Origin of the sequence: Mesorhizobium sp. AA23 (assembly GCF_001672435.1) — a bacterium.
Lineage (GTDB): Bacteria > Pseudomonadota > Alphaproteobacteria > Rhizobiales > Rhizobiaceae > Mesorhizobium.
On sequence record NZ_LYTP01000011.1, the window covers coordinates 74,184 to 88,802 of the forward strand.

General features: G+C 66.4%; 16 protein-coding genes, 1 tRNA gene and 1 pseudogene. 3 read left to right on the top strand and 15 right to left on the bottom strand.

The window, feature by feature from the left end; all coding sequences use genetic code 11:
* Positions 1-11: 11 nt before the first annotated feature.
* From A9K66_RS10525 to A9K66_RS10535, 3 genes are read right to left on the bottom strand one after another with little or no spacing between them, the layout of a single operon-like run.
* The gene (locus A9K66_RS10525; protein ID WP_067323304.1) at positions 12-1,229 is read right to left on the bottom strand and encodes an ABC transporter permease; all 1,218 of its coding nucleotides are present in this window, start codon (positions 1,227-1,229) and stop codon (positions 12-14) included.
* Positions 1,226-1,936: an ABC transporter ATP-binding protein gene (locus tag A9K66_RS10530; RefSeq protein WP_156751054.1), complete on the bottom strand. Its 711-nt coding sequence runs from the start codon at positions 1,934-1,936 to the stop codon at positions 1,226-1,228. Before A9K66_RS10530 ends, A9K66_RS10525 begins: the two co-directional genes overlap by 4 nt.
* Positions 1,933-3,219 carry an efflux RND transporter periplasmic adaptor subunit gene (locus A9K66_RS10535; protein ID WP_067323310.1) on the bottom strand — a complete coding sequence of 429 codons (1,287 nt, stop codon included), beginning with the start codon at positions 3,217-3,219 and terminating at the stop codon, positions 1,933-1,935. Before A9K66_RS10535 ends, A9K66_RS10530 begins: the two co-directional genes overlap by 4 nt.
* Before the next feature lie 131 nt (positions 3,220-3,350).
* Between A9K66_RS10535 and A9K66_RS10540 the strand changes: the two genes are divergently transcribed.
* Together A9K66_RS10540 and A9K66_RS10545 are read left to right on the top strand one after the other, a co-directional pair.
* Positions 3,351-4,253, top strand: a complete 903-nt coding sequence (locus A9K66_RS10540) for a PhzF family phenazine biosynthesis protein (RefSeq protein WP_067323313.1) — start codon at positions 3,351-3,353, stop codon at positions 4,251-4,253.
* A 105-nt stretch (positions 4,254-4,358) separates the two neighbouring features.
* Positions 4,359-4,434 (top strand) — tRNA-Lys (locus A9K66_RS10545).
* 48 nt (positions 4,435-4,482) lie between these two features.
* Here the strand turns inward: A9K66_RS10545 and A9K66_RS10550 are convergent.
* From A9K66_RS10550 to A9K66_RS10585, 8 genes are all read right to left on the bottom strand, one after another.
* On the bottom strand, positions 4,483-4,833 hold the full coding sequence (locus A9K66_RS10550) for a hypothetical protein (protein ID WP_067323315.1): 351 nt from the start codon (positions 4,831-4,833) through the stop codon (positions 4,483-4,485).
* A gap of 133 nt (positions 4,834-4,966) precedes the next feature.
* Entirely contained in the window at positions 4,967-5,992 is a 1,026-nt protein-coding gene (cobT, locus tag A9K66_RS10555) for a nicotinate-nucleotide--dimethylbenzimidazole phosphoribosyltransferase (protein ID WP_067323318.1), read from the bottom strand.
* A gap of 24 nt (positions 5,993-6,016) precedes the next feature.
* Positions 6,017-6,787, bottom strand: a complete 771-nt coding sequence (gene cobS / locus A9K66_RS10560; RefSeq protein WP_067323320.1) for an adenosylcobinamide-GDP ribazoletransferase — start codon at positions 6,785-6,787, stop codon at positions 6,017-6,019.
* Entirely contained in the window at positions 6,784-8,100 is a 1,317-nt protein-coding gene (locus A9K66_RS10565; RefSeq protein WP_067323323.1) for a cobyrinate a,c-diamide synthase, read from the bottom strand. The genes cobS and A9K66_RS10565 overlap by 4 nt, the downstream gene beginning before the upstream one ends.
* Positions 8,097-8,912: a uroporphyrinogen-III C-methyltransferase gene (cobA, locus tag A9K66_RS10570; RefSeq protein ID WP_067323326.1), complete on the bottom strand. Its 816-nt coding sequence runs from the start codon at positions 8,910-8,912 to the stop codon at positions 8,097-8,099. Before cobA ends, A9K66_RS10565 begins: the two co-directional genes overlap by 4 nt.
* Complete coding sequence (gene cobM / locus A9K66_RS10575) at positions 8,909-9,673, bottom strand: precorrin-4 C(11)-methyltransferase (protein ID WP_067323329.1); 765 nt, start codon at positions 9,671-9,673, stop codon at positions 8,909-8,911. The genes cobA and cobM overlap by 4 nt, the downstream gene beginning before the upstream one ends.
* Positions 9,670-10,056, bottom strand: coding sequence for a cobalamin biosynthesis protein (locus tag A9K66_RS10580; RefSeq protein ID WP_067323331.1), 387 nt, complete (start codon positions 10,054-10,056; stop codon positions 9,670-9,672). The genes cobM and A9K66_RS10580 overlap by 4 nt, the downstream gene beginning before the upstream one ends.
* Complete coding sequence (locus tag A9K66_RS10585; RefSeq protein ID WP_067323334.1) at positions 10,053-11,294, bottom strand: bifunctional cobalt-precorrin-7 (C(5))-methyltransferase/cobalt-precorrin-6B (C(15))-methyltransferase; 1,242 nt, start codon at positions 11,292-11,294, stop codon at positions 10,053-10,055. Before A9K66_RS10585 ends, A9K66_RS10580 begins: the two co-directional genes overlap by 4 nt.
* A gap of 1 nt (position 11,295) precedes the next feature.
* Here A9K66_RS10585 and A9K66_RS10590 point away from each other — a divergent pair, with 1 nt between their 5' ends.
* Positions 11,296-12,063: a cobalt-precorrin-6A reductase gene (locus A9K66_RS10590; protein ID WP_067323337.1), complete on the top strand. Its 768-nt coding sequence runs from the start codon at positions 11,296-11,298 to the stop codon at positions 12,061-12,063.
* On the opposite strand, the gene A9K66_RS10595 is transcribed toward A9K66_RS10590, so the two are convergent.
* From A9K66_RS10595 to A9K66_RS10610, 4 genes and pseudogenes are all read right to left on the bottom strand, one after another.
* Positions 12,027-12,791, bottom strand: coding sequence for a precorrin-3B C(17)-methyltransferase (locus tag A9K66_RS10595; RefSeq protein WP_067323340.1), 765 nt, complete (start codon positions 12,789-12,791; stop codon positions 12,027-12,029). The two genes, A9K66_RS10590 and A9K66_RS10595, sit on opposite strands and share 37 nt — an antisense overlap.
* Positions 12,788-13,546, bottom strand: a complete 759-nt coding sequence (locus A9K66_RS10600) for a precorrin-2 C(20)-methyltransferase (protein WP_067323342.1) — start codon at positions 13,544-13,546, stop codon at positions 12,788-12,790. The genes A9K66_RS10595 and A9K66_RS10600 overlap by 4 nt, the downstream gene beginning before the upstream one ends.
* Positions 13,543-14,175, bottom strand: a complete 633-nt coding sequence (locus tag A9K66_RS10605) for a precorrin-8X methylmutase (protein WP_067323345.1) — start codon at positions 14,173-14,175, stop codon at positions 13,543-13,545. The genes A9K66_RS10600 and A9K66_RS10605 overlap by 4 nt, the downstream gene beginning before the upstream one ends.
* A 3-nt stretch (positions 14,176-14,178) precedes the next feature.
* Positions 14,179-14,619: pseudogene (locus A9K66_RS10610) on the bottom strand (precorrin-3B synthase); the annotation flags it as partial.

Below are 14,619 nucleotides of genomic sequence, written 5' to 3' on the forward strand. Positions count from 1 at the left end.
GACGCGGCGGTTCACTCGTGCCTTAGCGCCTCGATCGGATCGAGCCTCGCGCCGCGCAGTGCCGGGAAGAAGCCGAACACCATGCCGATCAGCGCCGAAAAACCGACGGCGAGCAGGATGACCGCCGGGCTCGGCGCGAAGGGTATCGTCAGCGTCACCGAGGCCAGGCCTGCGAGCGCCAGTCCGATCAGGATGCCGATGATGCCGCCAAGCAGCGACAGCACCGTCGCCTCGACCAGGAACTGGATCAGGATGTGTTTTTCGTGCGCACCGATCGCCAGCCTGATGCCGATCTCGCGCGTGCGCTCAGTGACCGATACCAGCATGATGTTCATGATGCCGATGCCGCCGACCAGAAGGCTGACGCCGGCGACGGCACCCAGCATGCCGGTCATGGTGGTGGTGGCGCTGGCCATGGCGTCGGCGATCTGGGTCATGTCGCGGATCGAGAAATCGGCATCGCGGTCCGGCGTGATGCGGCGCGTGTCGCGCAGGATGTCCTCGACGCGCGGCTGCAGTTCGGTGGTCGGCGTCCTGTCGTCGGCGGCGATGTAGATCGAGTCGATGTCGCGGTTGCCGGCGATGCGCCGCTGGTAGGCGGCCAGCGGCATCAGCACGACATTGTCCTGATCCTGGCCAAAGCCGGTGTAACCCTTCGGCTCGAGCAGGCCGATGATCCGGCAGGAGGTGCGGTTGACGCGGATCGTCTCGCCCTCCGGATCGCCGGCGCCGAAGAACTGCTGCCGCACCGTCTCGCCGATCAGGCAGACGCCGGCGCCGGCGCGCGTCTCGGAATCGCTGAAGGGACGGCCCGACACCAGCTTCCAGTCGCGCGCGTCGAGATAGGCGCTGTCGGTGCCGGTAACGCCCGACGTCAGGCTCTCCGTGCCGAAGATGACCCGCACCTGTTTTTGCGACGCCGGTGCGATGGCGCGTGCGCCGCTGAGATGGGCAACCAGTGCTTCGAGGTCCTTGGTGGCCAGCGGTCGGGTGACCTGGTCGAGCCCGCCCGGGCCGCCAGGCCCTGCCGGACGGCCCGAGCGGACGACGAGCAGGTTGCTGCCGAGTTTCGAGATGTCGGCCTTGACCTTCTCGGTGGTGCCGGAGCCGATGGTGAGCATGGCGATGACCGCGGCGACGCCGATGACGATGCCGAGCAGGGTCAGGAACGAGCGCAGCACGTTCCGGCGGATGGAAATCAGCGAAAGGCGGACGGTTTCCCAAATCATGCTGCCTCGGCTTTCGCTGTATCTGAAGCGACGTGGCCGTCGAGGAAGCGCACCGTGCGCCCGGCATATGCCGCGACGTCGGCTTCGTGCGTGACCATGACGATGGTGAGGCCGAGTTCGGCGTTCAGCCTGGTCAGCAATTCCATTATTTCGTGCGTGCGCGCGGTGTCGAGATTTCCGGTGGGCTCGTCGGCAACAAGCAGAGTCGGTTTGGTGACGATGGCACGCGCTATCGCCACGCGCTGTTGCTGGCCGCCCGAGAGTTCGGCCGGCGTGTGATGTTCGCGCCCGACAAGTCCGACTTGGGCGAGCGCCTGCATGGCCAGCTCCCGGCGCTCGCGGGCGGAAACGCCGCGATAGATCAGCGGCAGCTCGACATTTTCCGCCGCCGTGGTGCGGGGCAGGAGATTGTAGCCCTGGAAGACGAAGCCGACATAAAGGTTGCGCAGCAGGGCGCGGCGGTTGCGGTCGAGCCGGCCGGCATCGACGACCATGAAGCGGTAGGTTCCGGCCGTCGGCGTGTCGAGACAGCCGATGATGTTCATCGCCGTCGACTTGCCCGAGCCGGACGGTCCCATGATGGCGACGAACTCACTTCTGCGGATGGCAAGATCGACGCCGGCAAGTGCGTGCACGCACGCTTCGCCCTCGCCATAGCTCTTCCATACACTGTCGAAGGTGATGAGCAGGGGAGCGGACACGGTCAGCTCCGTTGCTGCGAGCCGGTGATGACCTCCGCGCCTTCCTCGAGGCCGGACGTGATCTCGGTCAGTTCACCGTCGGTCGAGCCGATCCTGACGTTGAGGGCATGCGGCCGTCCGTTGTCCAGCACATAGAGCGTGCGCGACCCGTCGATCGGCGCTTTCGTCGCCTCGCGCTGCCGGTTGGGGCGCCCCATGCGGCCGGTAAAGAGGTCGCGCAGGCTCCAGCCGCGGGCCGCCTGTTGCGCCGGGCGGTAACGGAAGGCTGTGGCCGGCACGGTGAGCACGCCCTTGGCCTGCCGGGTCACCACCGCGACCGTGGCGGTCATGCCTGGCCTGAGCAGAAGTTCGCCGTTGTCGACTTCCAGCCGTGCATTGTAAGTGACGACGCCGTCGGTGGTGACGGAGGCATAGGAGATGTCGCGGATCTCGGCGTCGAAGGGACGGTCCGGGAAAGCATCGACGGTGAAGCGGGCATGCTGGCCGGGCTTGACCTGGCCGATATCGGCCTCGTCCACCGCCGCCTGCAGCTCCATGTTCCGCAAGTCGGCAGCGATGACGAACAGCACCGGCGCCTGCAGCGAAGAAGCGACCGTCTGCCCCGGATCGACGGAGCGCGTGAGCACGATGCCGTCGATCGGCGCGTAGATGGTGCTCTTGGCAAGGTCGGTCTGCTGGGCCTTCAGATCAGCTTCGGCGATGGCGAGATTGGCCTCGGCGCTGTCGAGCGCGGCCTTGGAGCGATCGCGTGTCGCGGTCGCGGCCTCAAGCGATTGATCCGTCGCCATGCCGCGCTTGGTGAGGGCGCTCGCGCGGACCACCGCGTTCTGGTTTTCCTGCAGCGTGACCTTGGCATCTTCGACGGCGGCCGCCGCCGCCTTTGCCGAGGCGGTGGCGCGCTCGATCTGGACTTCGAGCTTGGCGGTGTCGAGCGTCGCGAGCACGTCGCCCTTCTTGACCTGCTGGTTCTCGTTGACGGCGACGGCGCGGACGATGCCGGAAAGCTCGCTGGAGATGTCGACCTGCGTCAGCGGCTGCAGCGTGCCGGTCGCCGACACCTTGACGGTCAGGTCGGCAATCGTCGCCGGCGCGGTCGTGTATTCGATCCGGGGCGGCGAGACGGCGTTCCAGCGGTAGCCGGCGATCGCGGCCGCCACGACAGCCAGCGCCAGCAGCGCGTAGAGCCGGAAGCGGCGGCGCTTGCGGCTCACGCCTTTGCGGTCGAGCCCGAGGGCCGTTTCGATGGAAGTGTCGGTTTCTGCGTTTGGCGGATTGACAAGCTGGTCCACCACGGACCCCTATAACGACAAATGATGTCCCTATCCGTGAACAAATCATGCCTTGAGGTTCGAATTTCAAATTAAATTTCCCTCATGTTGGGATCGAGCAGAAATTCGGGACGAGGCGGAAGGTTTTCCAAATGACGCGCGACTACTTGCTTTACGACGTGTTTACGACCGAGCGGCTGGCCGGGAATCCGCTGGCGGTGGTGCTCGACAGCGAGGGGCTGGATACGGCCGCCATGCAAACGATCGCGCGCGAATTCAACCTGTCCGAGACGGTGTTCGTGCTGCCGCCCGAAAATCCCAAGCATCGCAACCGTATACGCATCTTCACGCCCGATTATGAGATGCCGTTCGCGGGCCATCCGACGGTTGGGTCGGCTATCGCGCTTGCGGAGCAGGCTGGCGAAGCGACTGGCATCTTTGTGCTGGAGGAGAACATCGGCCCCGTGCGTTGCGCGGTCAGCAAGCATGATGGCGCTACCTTCGCCGAATTCGACTTGGCGAAACTGCCTGAGCGGCTGGAACTCGCCGCCGAACCGGAAATGATCGGCGCCGCGCTTGGCCTTGGCCCGCATGAGCTCGGCTTCGAGAATCACCGCGTCTCCTTCTGGTCGGCCGGCGTGCCCTACGTCACCATTCCGGTTGCCGGTCTCGAAGCCGCCGCAAAAGTCAGGCTGGACAACCAGGCATGGTCCGAACTCGCGCCGCGCAAGAGCGAATGGGCCTTCGCCAGCCCGTACGTCTATTGCCGCGAGACGGTGCATCACGACAGCGCCTTCCATGTGCGCATGATCGTGCCGGGCAATCCCTCCTACGAAGATCCGGCGACCGGCTCCGCGGCGGCGGCCTTTGCCGGCGCCATCATGCATTTCGACGGTCCAACCGACGGGATCTCGCAGCTTTGGATCGAGCAGGGGCTGGAAATGGGGAGACCCTCGCGCATCCGGCTCGAGCTCAATGTCGACGGCGGAAAACTGGCCTCCGCGCGCATCGGAGGCCATGCGATCAAAGTGGCGGAAGGCCAGATTTTTGTGTGACACCTGCGGCAATTCGGCGATTTGTCTGGAAATGATCCGGCAGGGCTGGACATCGTTCAAACCGGCGGCTATATGCGCCGCCGACGCTGGATTTCCCGGCGGTGTGGGTGTGTAGCTCAGTTGGTAGAGCAGCTGACTCTTAATCAGCGGGTCCACAGTTCGATCCTGTGCACACCCACCAAAGTCTTTCCATAAAGCGGCCAGAAAACAAGCGAGATGGGCACCAGTCCTACTGCGCTGTCTTGCTCAAGCTGGCCTTGAACTTGACCTTCATCGTGATCTGGCCGGTCACCGTAACCTGCGATCCGCCATAACCGCCGACATTGCGGTCCCGGGCATTGACGTTAGTTGTCATGCCAGTGATTTCGCAGGTGTCGGCGACAGTCTCGACCACCATGGCGCAACTGACGGCCGCGACCTTGTAGAAAGACCGAAGTGCGGCCTGCTGCTGGGCGGCTGCGTCTTCGTCGTCCTTGACCGGAAGGGTCATCGAAATCGACGATTGGATTCTGGCAGATCCGTCTTCGCCGGGGCGCAGCGGGCGAACATATTGGTCTTGGGCAAGGGCCGGCAGTGCCATCCCAGCAAGAAACGTAACAAATATTTAGGCCTTCAAATACATCATTCGATCTCCCGGAGACATCTCTGTCGCACGAAACAATCAAGACGACGTTATTTCGTCATTTCAACGGCGTTGAAATTTTGAAGGAAGATTATTTTTCCGAAACGCCAGCCTCGGCGAAGCTCGCCATCCTCGTATGACACTCGAGCGCCGAACGGACGATGTTGACGGCAAGGCAGGCGCCGGAGCCTTCGCCGAGCCGCATGCCGAGGTCGAGCAGCGGCGGCAGGCCCAGCGCTTCGAGCAGGCGGCGATGACCGGCTTCGGCCGAGACATGGGCGGCGACGGTGTGCGCCAGCCCGGTCGGGTGCAGCCTTGCCAGCGGCGCGACGGCGGCGGTGCAGACGAAGCCGTCGAGCAACACCGGCACGTTGTTCTTGCGCGCGGCGAGCGTGGCGCCGAAGATCGCCGCAAGCTCGCGTCCGCCAAGCGCTGCGGCGACCTTCAGCGGGTCGGAAAGCGAATCGGCATGGCGCTTCAGGCCCGCCTCTATGGCGGTGATCTTGCGGATCAATCCGGCATCATCGACGCCGGTGCCGCGGCCGGTCCATTTTTCCGCGCCGCCGCCGAAAAGAGCGGCCGAGATCGCTGCTGCCGGCGTGGTGTTGCCGATGCCCATCTCGCCGAAACAGACGAGGTCGAGATCGTTGGTCACGGCGTCGTAGCCGGCCGAGACCGCGGCGAGGAAGGTCTGCTCGTCCATGGCCGGCGCTTGCGTGAAATCGCCGGTCGGGTGGTCGAGATCGAGCGGGATGACGTCGAGCCTGGCGCCGGCGACGCGGGCGATCTGGTTGATCGCAGCGCCGCCGCCGGCGAAGTTCGCCACCATCTGCACAGTGACTTCCGAAGGATAGGCCGACACGCCCTGCGCGGTGACGCCGTGATTGCCGGCAAACACGAAGACCTTGACCGCATCGAGCTTCGGCATGTCGCGGCCCTGCCAGCGGGCCAACCACGCGGCGATCGTTTCCAGACGGCCGAGACTGCCCTGCGGCTTGGTCAACGTGTCCTGGCGACGGGCAACGGCGGCGGCGGCCGGATCGCTGCCGCCGGACAGATCGAGGCAGGCGGCGCGAAGGTCTTCGAGCGATTTGAACGAAGTTGTTTGGGGGGACATGAGGGCAAGGTCTCCGAAAGAGAATCAGGAAAGGCAAACGGAAGCGACAAGCAGCACGGCGATCTCGCCGAGCTGCTGCAGCGCGCCGATCGTGTCGCCGGTCTGGCCGCCGATCTGGCTGAGGCAGAGCGCACGAAAGGCGGCAAACACCAGGCTAAGCAGGACGACCGCGGCAATTGCGCCGCCGAGGCCGAGCGCCAACAGCGCCACGGCTCCGAGCGCGGCGCCAACGACGGCGGTTTCGGCAGTGACCGAGCCCGCGTCGGCCGACAGCCCATCGGGGCGCGCCGGCGGCAGAAGGTGCATGAAGGTGCCGAACAGGCCGCGCGAGGCGGCGTGCGCTGCCAAAAGCGCCAGGAAGATATGGCCAGGGCCGGCCAGTTCCGAAAGCGCGCTCCAGCGGATGAGCAGCGACATGCCGAGCGCCGCGGCGCCATAGGCGCCGATGCGGCTGTCGCGCATGATCTCCAGCTTCTTCTCGCGCGTCCGGCCGCCGCCGAGTCCATCGGCGATATCGGAGAGCCCGTCCTCGTGCAGGCAGCCGGTGACAAGCATCGTCGCTGCAAGCGCGAGCGCCGCAGCCGGCCCGGCGGCAAGGCCCAAGGCGACAACGATGGCGTAGACAAGCGCGCCGATGACGGCGACAGCGAGACCGGCAAAGGGTGCCGCCCAGATAGCTTCGGCAAGGCTGCGGCCGCCGAAATCGCTCGACGGCAGCCTCAGCCGTGTCAAGAAGACAAGGCTGAGGCCTATGTCGTCGAGCAATCGCCGAGGCTCTGAAAGGCCGCCGCTCATGCGCCCCTCGCAATAGCATGGAAGAAAGTGCCGCTGACATGGCCGCGCCGGTAACCCGACGCGCCCAGCGGATTGCCCTGGCCGTCGGCGAGGTCCGCCAGCGGCTCGTCATTGGCTGTGGCGGCGATCTGCGCATAGTGGAACTCATGGCCGCGGATGAGCATGCCTTCGCTGCCAAGCGGACACCCGGCGCGCAGCCGCGCCTCGCGATAGCCGAGGTTCATCCTGCGCCTGGCGAAGCTGGTCGAATGGCCAAGCAGGCCAAGCATTTTATGGCTCTCGCCGTCCGCATCCTCCAGCGCCTCGCCCAGCACCATGAAGCCGCCGCACTCGCCATGCACGGGCTTGGTCGCGGCGAAACGGGCCGTTCCCGCACGGAAGTTGCCAGCGGCCGCAAGCTTGCCGGCATGCAGTTCTGGATAACCGCCTGGTAGCCAGCAGACATCGCAATCTTGGCTCGGCGCTTCGTCGGCAAGCGGTGAGAAGGGCACGATCTCGGCCCCGGCGTGTCTCCAGTGTCCGGCGACGTGCGGGTAGAGGAAGGTGAAGGCGGCGTCCTCGGCCAGCGCAATGCGCTGGCCTGGCGGCTGCAATGCCTCGCCGAAGTCGCCGGCCTCGGGTTCAAGAGGAGACGCCAGCGCGAGAATGGCGTCGATATCGAGCGACTTCTCGACCATATCGGCCAGCCGGTCGAGATGCGCCATGAGGTTCTCGTGCTCCCCTGCCTGGACGAGGCCGAGATGCCGCTCCGGCAGGTTGAGCGTCGGATCGCGCATGATGGCGCCGACCACCGGCAGGCCGATCGCCTCGATCGCGTCGCCCGCCAGTCGGCGATGGCGCTCGCTGCCGAGGCGGTTGAGCACGACGCCGGCCATGCGCACATCCGGATCGTAGGTGGCAAAGCCCTTGGCGACGGCGGCGGCCGTGGTCGACTGGCCGGAAACGTCGAGCACCAGAAGCACCGGCAGGCCATAGAGCCGGGCGAGATCGGCGGCCGAACCCGAACGGCCTTCCGGCGCGGGAATGCCGTCGAAAAGGCCCATCGCGCTTTCGAGAATGACGTACTCGGCACCACACGCTGCCTGGTTCGCCAGCGCGTTGAGCAGGGAAGGCGGCATCGCCCAGCTGTCGAGATTGACGCCGGAGAGGCCGGTGGCGGCGGTATGGAAGCCGGGATCGATATAGTCCGGTCCGGACTTCGCGCCGCGCACCTTCAGCCCGCGCCGGGCAAGCGCGCGCAACAGGCCTATGGTGACGCTGGTCTTGCCCGAGCCGGAGCGCGGCGCGCCGATGATGATCGCGCGCGCCGTCATGCCCCGCCCGCCAGTGCCGCGCGCATGGCGACGATACCGCCGACGACAATCAGCGCCGGGGAGGCGAGCCCGGCTGCAGCGGCCTCCTCGGCGATTGTGGCGAGCGTGGCGACAACGATGCGCTCCTGGGGCGTGGTCGCTGCAACAATCACCGCTGCCGGCGTCGACGGCGCGAGGCCGCCGCTGAGCAGCTTTGCCGCTATCACCGGCAGATTGGCCATGCCCATATAGATGACGACCGGCTGGCCGGTGCGCGCGATTGCGGCCCAGTCGATGTCGTCATCGGTGCCCGCGGCATGGCCCGTGGCAAGGATCACCGCCTTGTTGATGCCGCGCATGGTGGCGGGGATGGCGGTGGCGGCCAATGCGCTGAGACCGGAGGTGAGGCCGGAGAGTACCTGAAATGGTATGTTTTCCCGTGCCAGCGACAACGCCTCTTCGCCGCCGCGGCCGAAAATATAAGGATCGCCGCCCTTGAGCCGCACGACGCGGCGGCCCTCGCGCGCCAGCCGCACGAGCAGGGCGTTAATATCGTCCTGCTTCATCGAGGGCTGGCCGCCGCGTTTCCCGACGTAGAAGAGCTCCGCGCCTGCAGCAACCGCGACGACATCGGGCGAGACCAGCGCGTCATAGACCAGCGCATCGCACTGCCCGAGTGCCGCCAGCACTTCTAGCGTCAGGCAGCCCGGATCACCTGGGCCGGCGCCGGCCAGCCAGACATGGCCGGGCTCCAGCGCGCGCGGCTTGAAGTTCAGCCGCGCCAGCGCCTGCTCCACTGTTGCCCGTTCGTTTCTGTTGGTGCTGGCGTTCACAATCCGTCCCGTCCACGAAAACGCCGCTGGTAGTGGGCGTCGTAAAGTGAGCTCTCGCCGAAATCCTGCGCGGCCAATGCGCTGCCGACGAAGATGATCGCCGTGCGCTCCATCGGATTTTGCGCAAGCTGCGCCTCGATCGTGCCCAGCGTGCCGGTCAGAATGCGCTCGTCCGGCCAGGAAGCGCGGAAGACGACCGCCACTGGGCATTCTGCGCCGTAGAGCGGCGTGAGTTCGGCAACGATGCGGTCGATGGCATGGATGGCGAGATGGATGGCTAGAGTTGCGCCGGTGCGGCCGAAGCCGGCAAGCGTCTCGCCGGGCGGCATTTTCGAGGCGCGGCCAGACACGCGGGTCAGCACGAGGCTCTGCGCGAGCTCGGGAATGGTAAGCTCGCGCCGAAGCGACGCCGCCGCCGCCGCGAAGGAAGGCACGCCCGGCGTCATCGTGTAGGGGATATCGCGCTTCTCGAGCCGCCGGATCTGCTCGGCCACTGCGCTCCACACCGAAAGGTCGCCAGAATGCAGGCGCGCGACGTCCTGGCCGGCTTTGTGGGCGGCAAGATATTCGGCCTCGATCTCGTCGAGCGACATCGGCGCGGTGTCGATCAGCTTGGCTCCGGGCGCGCAGTGTTCGAGCAGTTCCGGCGCGACGATCGAGCCGGCATAGAGGCAGACCGGGCAGGACGCCAGCAGGCGGCTGCCGCGCAAGGTGATGAGGTCGGCAGCACCAGGGCCGGCGCCGATGAAATGGACGGTCATTTTGGGCCTCCACCAAGGGCGATGGCACAGGTAACAGGACCAAGTACCGTGCGCGGCCCAAGCAGTTTCGCCTCTTTGCCGGCCGCGGCCAGGGCCGACGCTTCCGAAACCGACGGCGTGCCGGCATGAGCAAGCGACCATTCGGATTGGCTGATCGTGCCGGACGAGACGGTTTGCAAGGCGTCGTCGGAGACGACGAGCACGGGCAGGTCGAGGTCGCGACCGGCAAGAAAGATCGCTTGCTCGTCGCGTTTCATTTCGCCCGTTGCCAGCGCTGAAAGCGCGGTTACTGCCAACCCATGCGCTTCGAGCGCGGTCTCGATCGCGGCCCGCACGTCGCGCGGCGTCACACCCTTCCGGCAGCCGATACCCGCGACCATCATGGCTTTACCCAGCTCCATTGCATGACCGGCATGGCCGGACGCCAGGCCTGCATGGATCCGACCGGCGCCGCACGCGAGAGGGCGATGCGCAGAAGGTCGCCGCCGCGCCTGGTATGCTGGTCAAGCAGCAGCGCCTCCATTTCCAGCGTCACAGCATTGGCGACCAACCGGCCGCCGGCGCGCAGCGACTTGATCGCTGTCTGCAGCACGCCGGCATCGCTGCCGCCGCCGCCGATGAAGATGGCGTCTGGTGTCTCCAGTGTTGTCAGAGCTTTCGGCGCCGAGCCTTCGATGACGACAAGACCGGGCACACCGCAATGCGCGGCGTTGCGATGGATGCGGGCGGCGCGCTCGCTGTCGGCTTCGATGGCAATCGCCCGCATCGAAGGGTGAGCCCGCATCCATTCGATGCCGATCGAGCCGGAGCCGGCACCGATGTCCCAGAGCAGTTCACCGCGCCGCGGCGCCAGCGCCGACAGCGTCATGGCGCGGATCTCGCGCTTGGTGATCTGGCCGTCATGCTCGAACAGATGATCGGCAAGGCCGACGGTCAAAGGCAGAATGCGCGCATCCGGAGTCGACTCTATTTCGAGCGCCAGCACGTTGAGCGGATTGATGTTTTTGAGATCGAAGGCGTCGGCGCGGACAGCGTGGCGCGTTTCGCCCTGGCCGCCAAGCGCTTCGAGAACCGTCAACCGCGACGGACCGAAGCCGAGTTCGTCGAGCAGCGCGGCGATGGCGGCCGGCGCGTCGCTGTCGGATGTGAGCGCAAGGATACATGCGCCGGGGTGGAGCAGGGGGCGGAGGAGGTCGATCGAGTGGCCATGCAACGAGATGGTTTCGACATCCTGCAGCGCCCAGCCGAGACGGGAGGCGGCTAGCGACAGCGATGACGGCGCCGGCAGGACGAGCATCTCATCCGGTTTCACTTTGCGCGCGAGCGTGACGCCGACGCCGTGGAAGAACGGGTCGCCGGAAGCCAGCACGCAGACGCTTTTGCCTTCGAGCGCCAGCACATCATGCATCTCGACATCGAACGGCGTCGGCCACGGTCGCGCCTTGCCCTTGGCCAAGTCTGAGACGAGCGCGAGGTGCCGCTTGCCGCCAAAGATGACTTCGGCCTCGGCGATCCTGCGCTTGGCCTCGTCGCCCAGACCCGCTACACCGTCCTCGCCGATGCCGACGATGGTCAGCCATCTTGCGACCGGCTTGGCAGCGCGCGAACCCTCAGCAGGCATGATGACCCACCGTATTCTGATTCTCGGCGGAACCACGGAGGCCCGGCAGTTGGCGGGCAAGCTGGCTCGCCGGAAGGATTTCTCGATCACGCTGTCGCTCGCCGGCCGCACCGAAAGCCCCATGGCGCAAGGCGTGCCCATGCGTAGCGGCGGCTTTGGCGGCATGCAGGGATTGGCCGCCTATCTCCATCGGGAACAGGTCGATCTGGTGGTCGACGCCACGCATCCTTACGCGGCCCGTATGTCGGCCAATGCCGCTGAGGCGGCCAGGCAAACCCGCGTGCCGATCGTTGCGCTGCGGCGTGCCGGCTGGGAGCCTGTCGCGGGTGATCGCTGGACTTTCGTGGAGAGCGTCGCTGAAGCGGCCAAGGCGCTTGGCACGGCGCCGCGACGAGTCTTGCTGGCGATCGGCCGGCAGGAAGCCGGCGCGTTCGAGGCCGCTCCGCAGCATCGCTATCTCATTCGCAGCGTCGACCCGATCGAGCCGAAGCTGGCTGTGCCTGACGCAGTTTACATTCTGGCGCGCGGGCCGTTTCCCGAAGCGGACGAGCGCGCGCTGCTTGAAAAATACGCCATCGATACCGTCGTTTCGAAGAACAGCGGCAGCGAGGCGACCTACGGCAAGATCGCCGCGGCGCGCTCGCTCGGCATCGAGGTGATCATGGTGCGCAGGCCGCCGCTGCCGGACGTTGCGTCGGCCGAGACCGTCGATCAGCTGGCTGCGATGGTCGATCATTTTCTCGACCCAGTTGCCGAACGCGGCGTGTAGACCAGCGCGGGCTTGTCGCCGCGCTTGATGATGCGGGTCTCGGGCGAGCCGATGATGACGCAGGTCGACATGTCGGCCTTTGCCGCATGGGCGTCGGCGAGCAAAAACACCTCGATGCGCTCATCGGGCCGGCCGGCGGCGCGGCCGAAGATCACGGGGGTGGTGCCCGGCAGGATAGCCTTCAGGCATTCGAAGGCGCCGCCGAGCTGCCAGGGGCGCGCCTTGCTGATCGGATTGTAGAGCGCAATGACGAAGCCGGCCCCGGCCGCCGCCAGCAGACGCAGCTCAATCAGCTCCCAGGGTTTTAGATTGTCGGAGAGCGAGATGGCGCAGAAATCATGGCCGAGCGGCGCGCCGATGCGGGCGGCGACCGCGAGCATGGCGGTGACTCCGGGGACGACCGCGAGCTCGATTGACCTCCATTCTGGCGGACCGGCTTCGATCGCCTCGCAGACGGCGGCCGCCATGGCGAATACGCCGGGATCGCCGCCGGACACGACAGCGACGCTGTGACCTTCGGCTGCCTTGGCCAGCGCCTCGTTCGAGCGGGCTAGCTCTTCGCGATTGTCGGAGGCGATGCGGGTCTGATCCTGTCGCAGCTCGAGCCGGTCGAGATAGGGCTTGTAGCCATAGAAGAAGGAGGCCTCCGTCACGGCGCGGATCGCCTCCGGCGTCACCTGATCGGCATTGCCGGGACCGAGGCCGATCACGGTGAGGCGGCCGCTCATGGCTTTGCTCCGGGAACTCCGGGACGCGCCGACCAGCCGGCAACCAGCACGATGGCGAAATAGGGGGCCCTGTCGTCCGGCTTTTCCGCGAGCCGCATCGAGACGCTGCCCGGCATGGTGCCGCGCTCGACATAGACGGCCTTCGCCAGCTTGCCGGTCGCTTCCAGCGCGCGGCGGATCTTCGGCAGATTGCGGCCGACTTTCATGATGACGGCGGCATCGGTATCGGCCAGCCGTCGCGTCAGCTCGAACTCGCTCATCGTGCCGGGAAGCACGGTCAGCACATCGTCGCCCTGGACGATCGGCAGGCCGGTCGCGGACCAACAGCCGGACATGGCGGTGATACCGGGAATGACTTCGGTCGGGAATCGGTGCGAGAGGCGCACATGGAGATGCATGTAAGAGCCGTAGAAAAGCGGATCGCCCTCCGACAGCACGGCCACCATCTTGCCGGCGCCGAGATGCCCGGCGACCTGTTCGGCGGACTGCTCATAGAAATCGGTGATCTGCGAGCGATAGTCGTCGTGATCCTTGTCGATCTCGGTCGTCACCGGATAGAGCAGCGGCAGCTCGACCATATCCGGGCGAAAGCGCGCCTCGACGATGGCGCGCGCGTTGCTGTTGTTGCCGCGCTTGGCGAAATAGGCGACGACATTCGCTTCAGCCAATGCCCGCGCGGCTTTCAGCGTCAATAGCTCCGGATCGCCGGGACCGGTGCCGACGCCGACGAGCCGGCCTTTGGGGAAAGCGTTCACAGGCCTGGCCTCGCCAATGCGTTGAGTGCTGCGGCCGTCATGGCACTGCCGCCCAGCCTGCCGCGCACGATGGCGAAAGGCACACCGTAGGAGTTTTCCGCCAGTGCATCCTTGGATTCGGCAGCACCGACGAAACCAACCGGCATGCCGATGATGGCGGCCGGCTTCGGCGCGCCGTCGCGCAGTTTTTCGAGCAGATAGAACAGCGCGGTCGGTGCGTTGCCGATGGCGACCACCGAACCTGCCATGCGCTCGCTCCAAAGGTCGATAGCGGCGGCCGAGCGCGTGTTGCCGATTTCCTTGGCGATATCGACGGTGCGCGGGTCGCGCAGCGTGCAGATCACCTCGTTTCCGGCCGGCAGGCGGGCACGGGTGATGCCGTGGGCGACCATCTCGGCATCGCAGAAGATCGGCGCCCCGGCGGCAAGGGCGGCACGGGCCGCTTCAACGAAACCGCTGGAGAATACGAACTGGCTGGCTGCCTCGACCTGGCCGCAGGCGTGGATCATGCGGATCGCGACATCGGCCTCTGTCTCGGAAAAGCGCGACAAGTCCGCCTCGGCGCGGATGATGGCGAACGAGCGCTCGTAGATCGCCATCCCGTCATGGATATAGTCGTAGGCGGCCATTCTTCAGTTCCGTCGATAGAGTTCGGCGATCTCAGTCGCGCCGAGCCTTGTGAGGCAAGCGGCGGCGGTCTCGCCGGGATGCCGTGCGTTGCGGATCGCCGCCGCAATGCCGGCGACCCCGCGCGCGGCGTCATAGCCCGGCCTGTATCCGGCAGGAAGGGCCTTTGCCGTCCCGTCCACGACAAGTCCGGCTCCGTTTTCGTCGCCGACCAGGGTGAGGCCCGCTGGGCCGGGATGGGCGCAGCCCTTGGCGCAGCCGGAAATGTGGAGGGTGAGGGAGGCATCGAGGAGGTCGGGGCTTTCCGTTGCCATTTTTTCGGCGATGGCGCGGGTGGCGATGCGGCCGGAAGCGCAGGCGGGCGCTCCGGGGCAGGCGGCGATGCGGGTGCGCGGATCGGCGGCCTTGGTGACGAAGCCGAGGGCGGCGGCGGAGGCTTGGAGGGG

Bases quoted from the DNA above. Each gene is read 5' to 3' on its own strand.
- cobS (WP_067323320.1), bottom strand. From the start codon at position 6,787: ATGAGCGGCGGCCTTTCAGAGCCTCGGCGATTGCTCGACGACATAGGC.
- A9K66_RS10585 (WP_067323334.1), bottom strand. From the start codon at position 11,294: ATGCCTGCTGAGGGTTCGCGCGCTGCCAAGCCGGTCGCAAGATGGCTG.
- cobT (WP_067323318.1), bottom strand. From the start codon at position 5,992: ATGTCCCCCCAAACAACTTCGTTCAAATCGCTCGAAGACCTTCGCGCC.
- A9K66_RS10565 (WP_067323323.1), bottom strand. From the start codon at position 8,100: ATGACGGCGCGCGCGATCATCATCGGCGCGCCGCGCTCCGGCTCGGGC.
- A9K66_RS10590 (WP_067323337.1), top strand. From the start codon at position 11,296: ATGACCCACCGTATTCTGATTCTCGGCGGAACCACGGAGGCCCGGCAG.
- A9K66_RS10605 (WP_067323345.1), bottom strand. From the start codon at position 14,175: ATGGCCGCCTACGACTATATCCATGACGGGATGGCGATCTACGAGCGC.
- cobM (WP_067323329.1), bottom strand. From the start codon at position 9,673: ATGACCGTCCATTTCATCGGCGCCGGCCCTGGTGCTGCCGACCTCATC.
- A9K66_RS10540 (WP_067323313.1), top strand. From the start codon at position 3,351: ATGACGCGCGACTACTTGCTTTACGACGTGTTTACGACCGAGCGGCTG.
- A9K66_RS10595 (WP_067323340.1), bottom strand. From the start codon at position 12,791: ATGAGCGGCCGCCTCACCGTGATCGGCCTCGGTCCCGGCAATGCCGAT.
- A9K66_RS10580 (WP_067323331.1), bottom strand. From the start codon at position 10,056: ATGATGGTCGCGGGTATCGGCTGCCGGAAGGGTGTGACGCCGCGCGAC.
- A9K66_RS10550 (WP_067323315.1), bottom strand. From the start codon at position 4,833: ATGGCACTGCCGGCCCTTGCCCAAGACCAATATGTTCGCCCGCTGCGC.
- A9K66_RS10525 (WP_067323304.1), bottom strand. From the start codon at position 1,229: ATGATTTGGGAAACCGTCCGCCTTTCGCTGATTTCCATCCGCCGGAAC.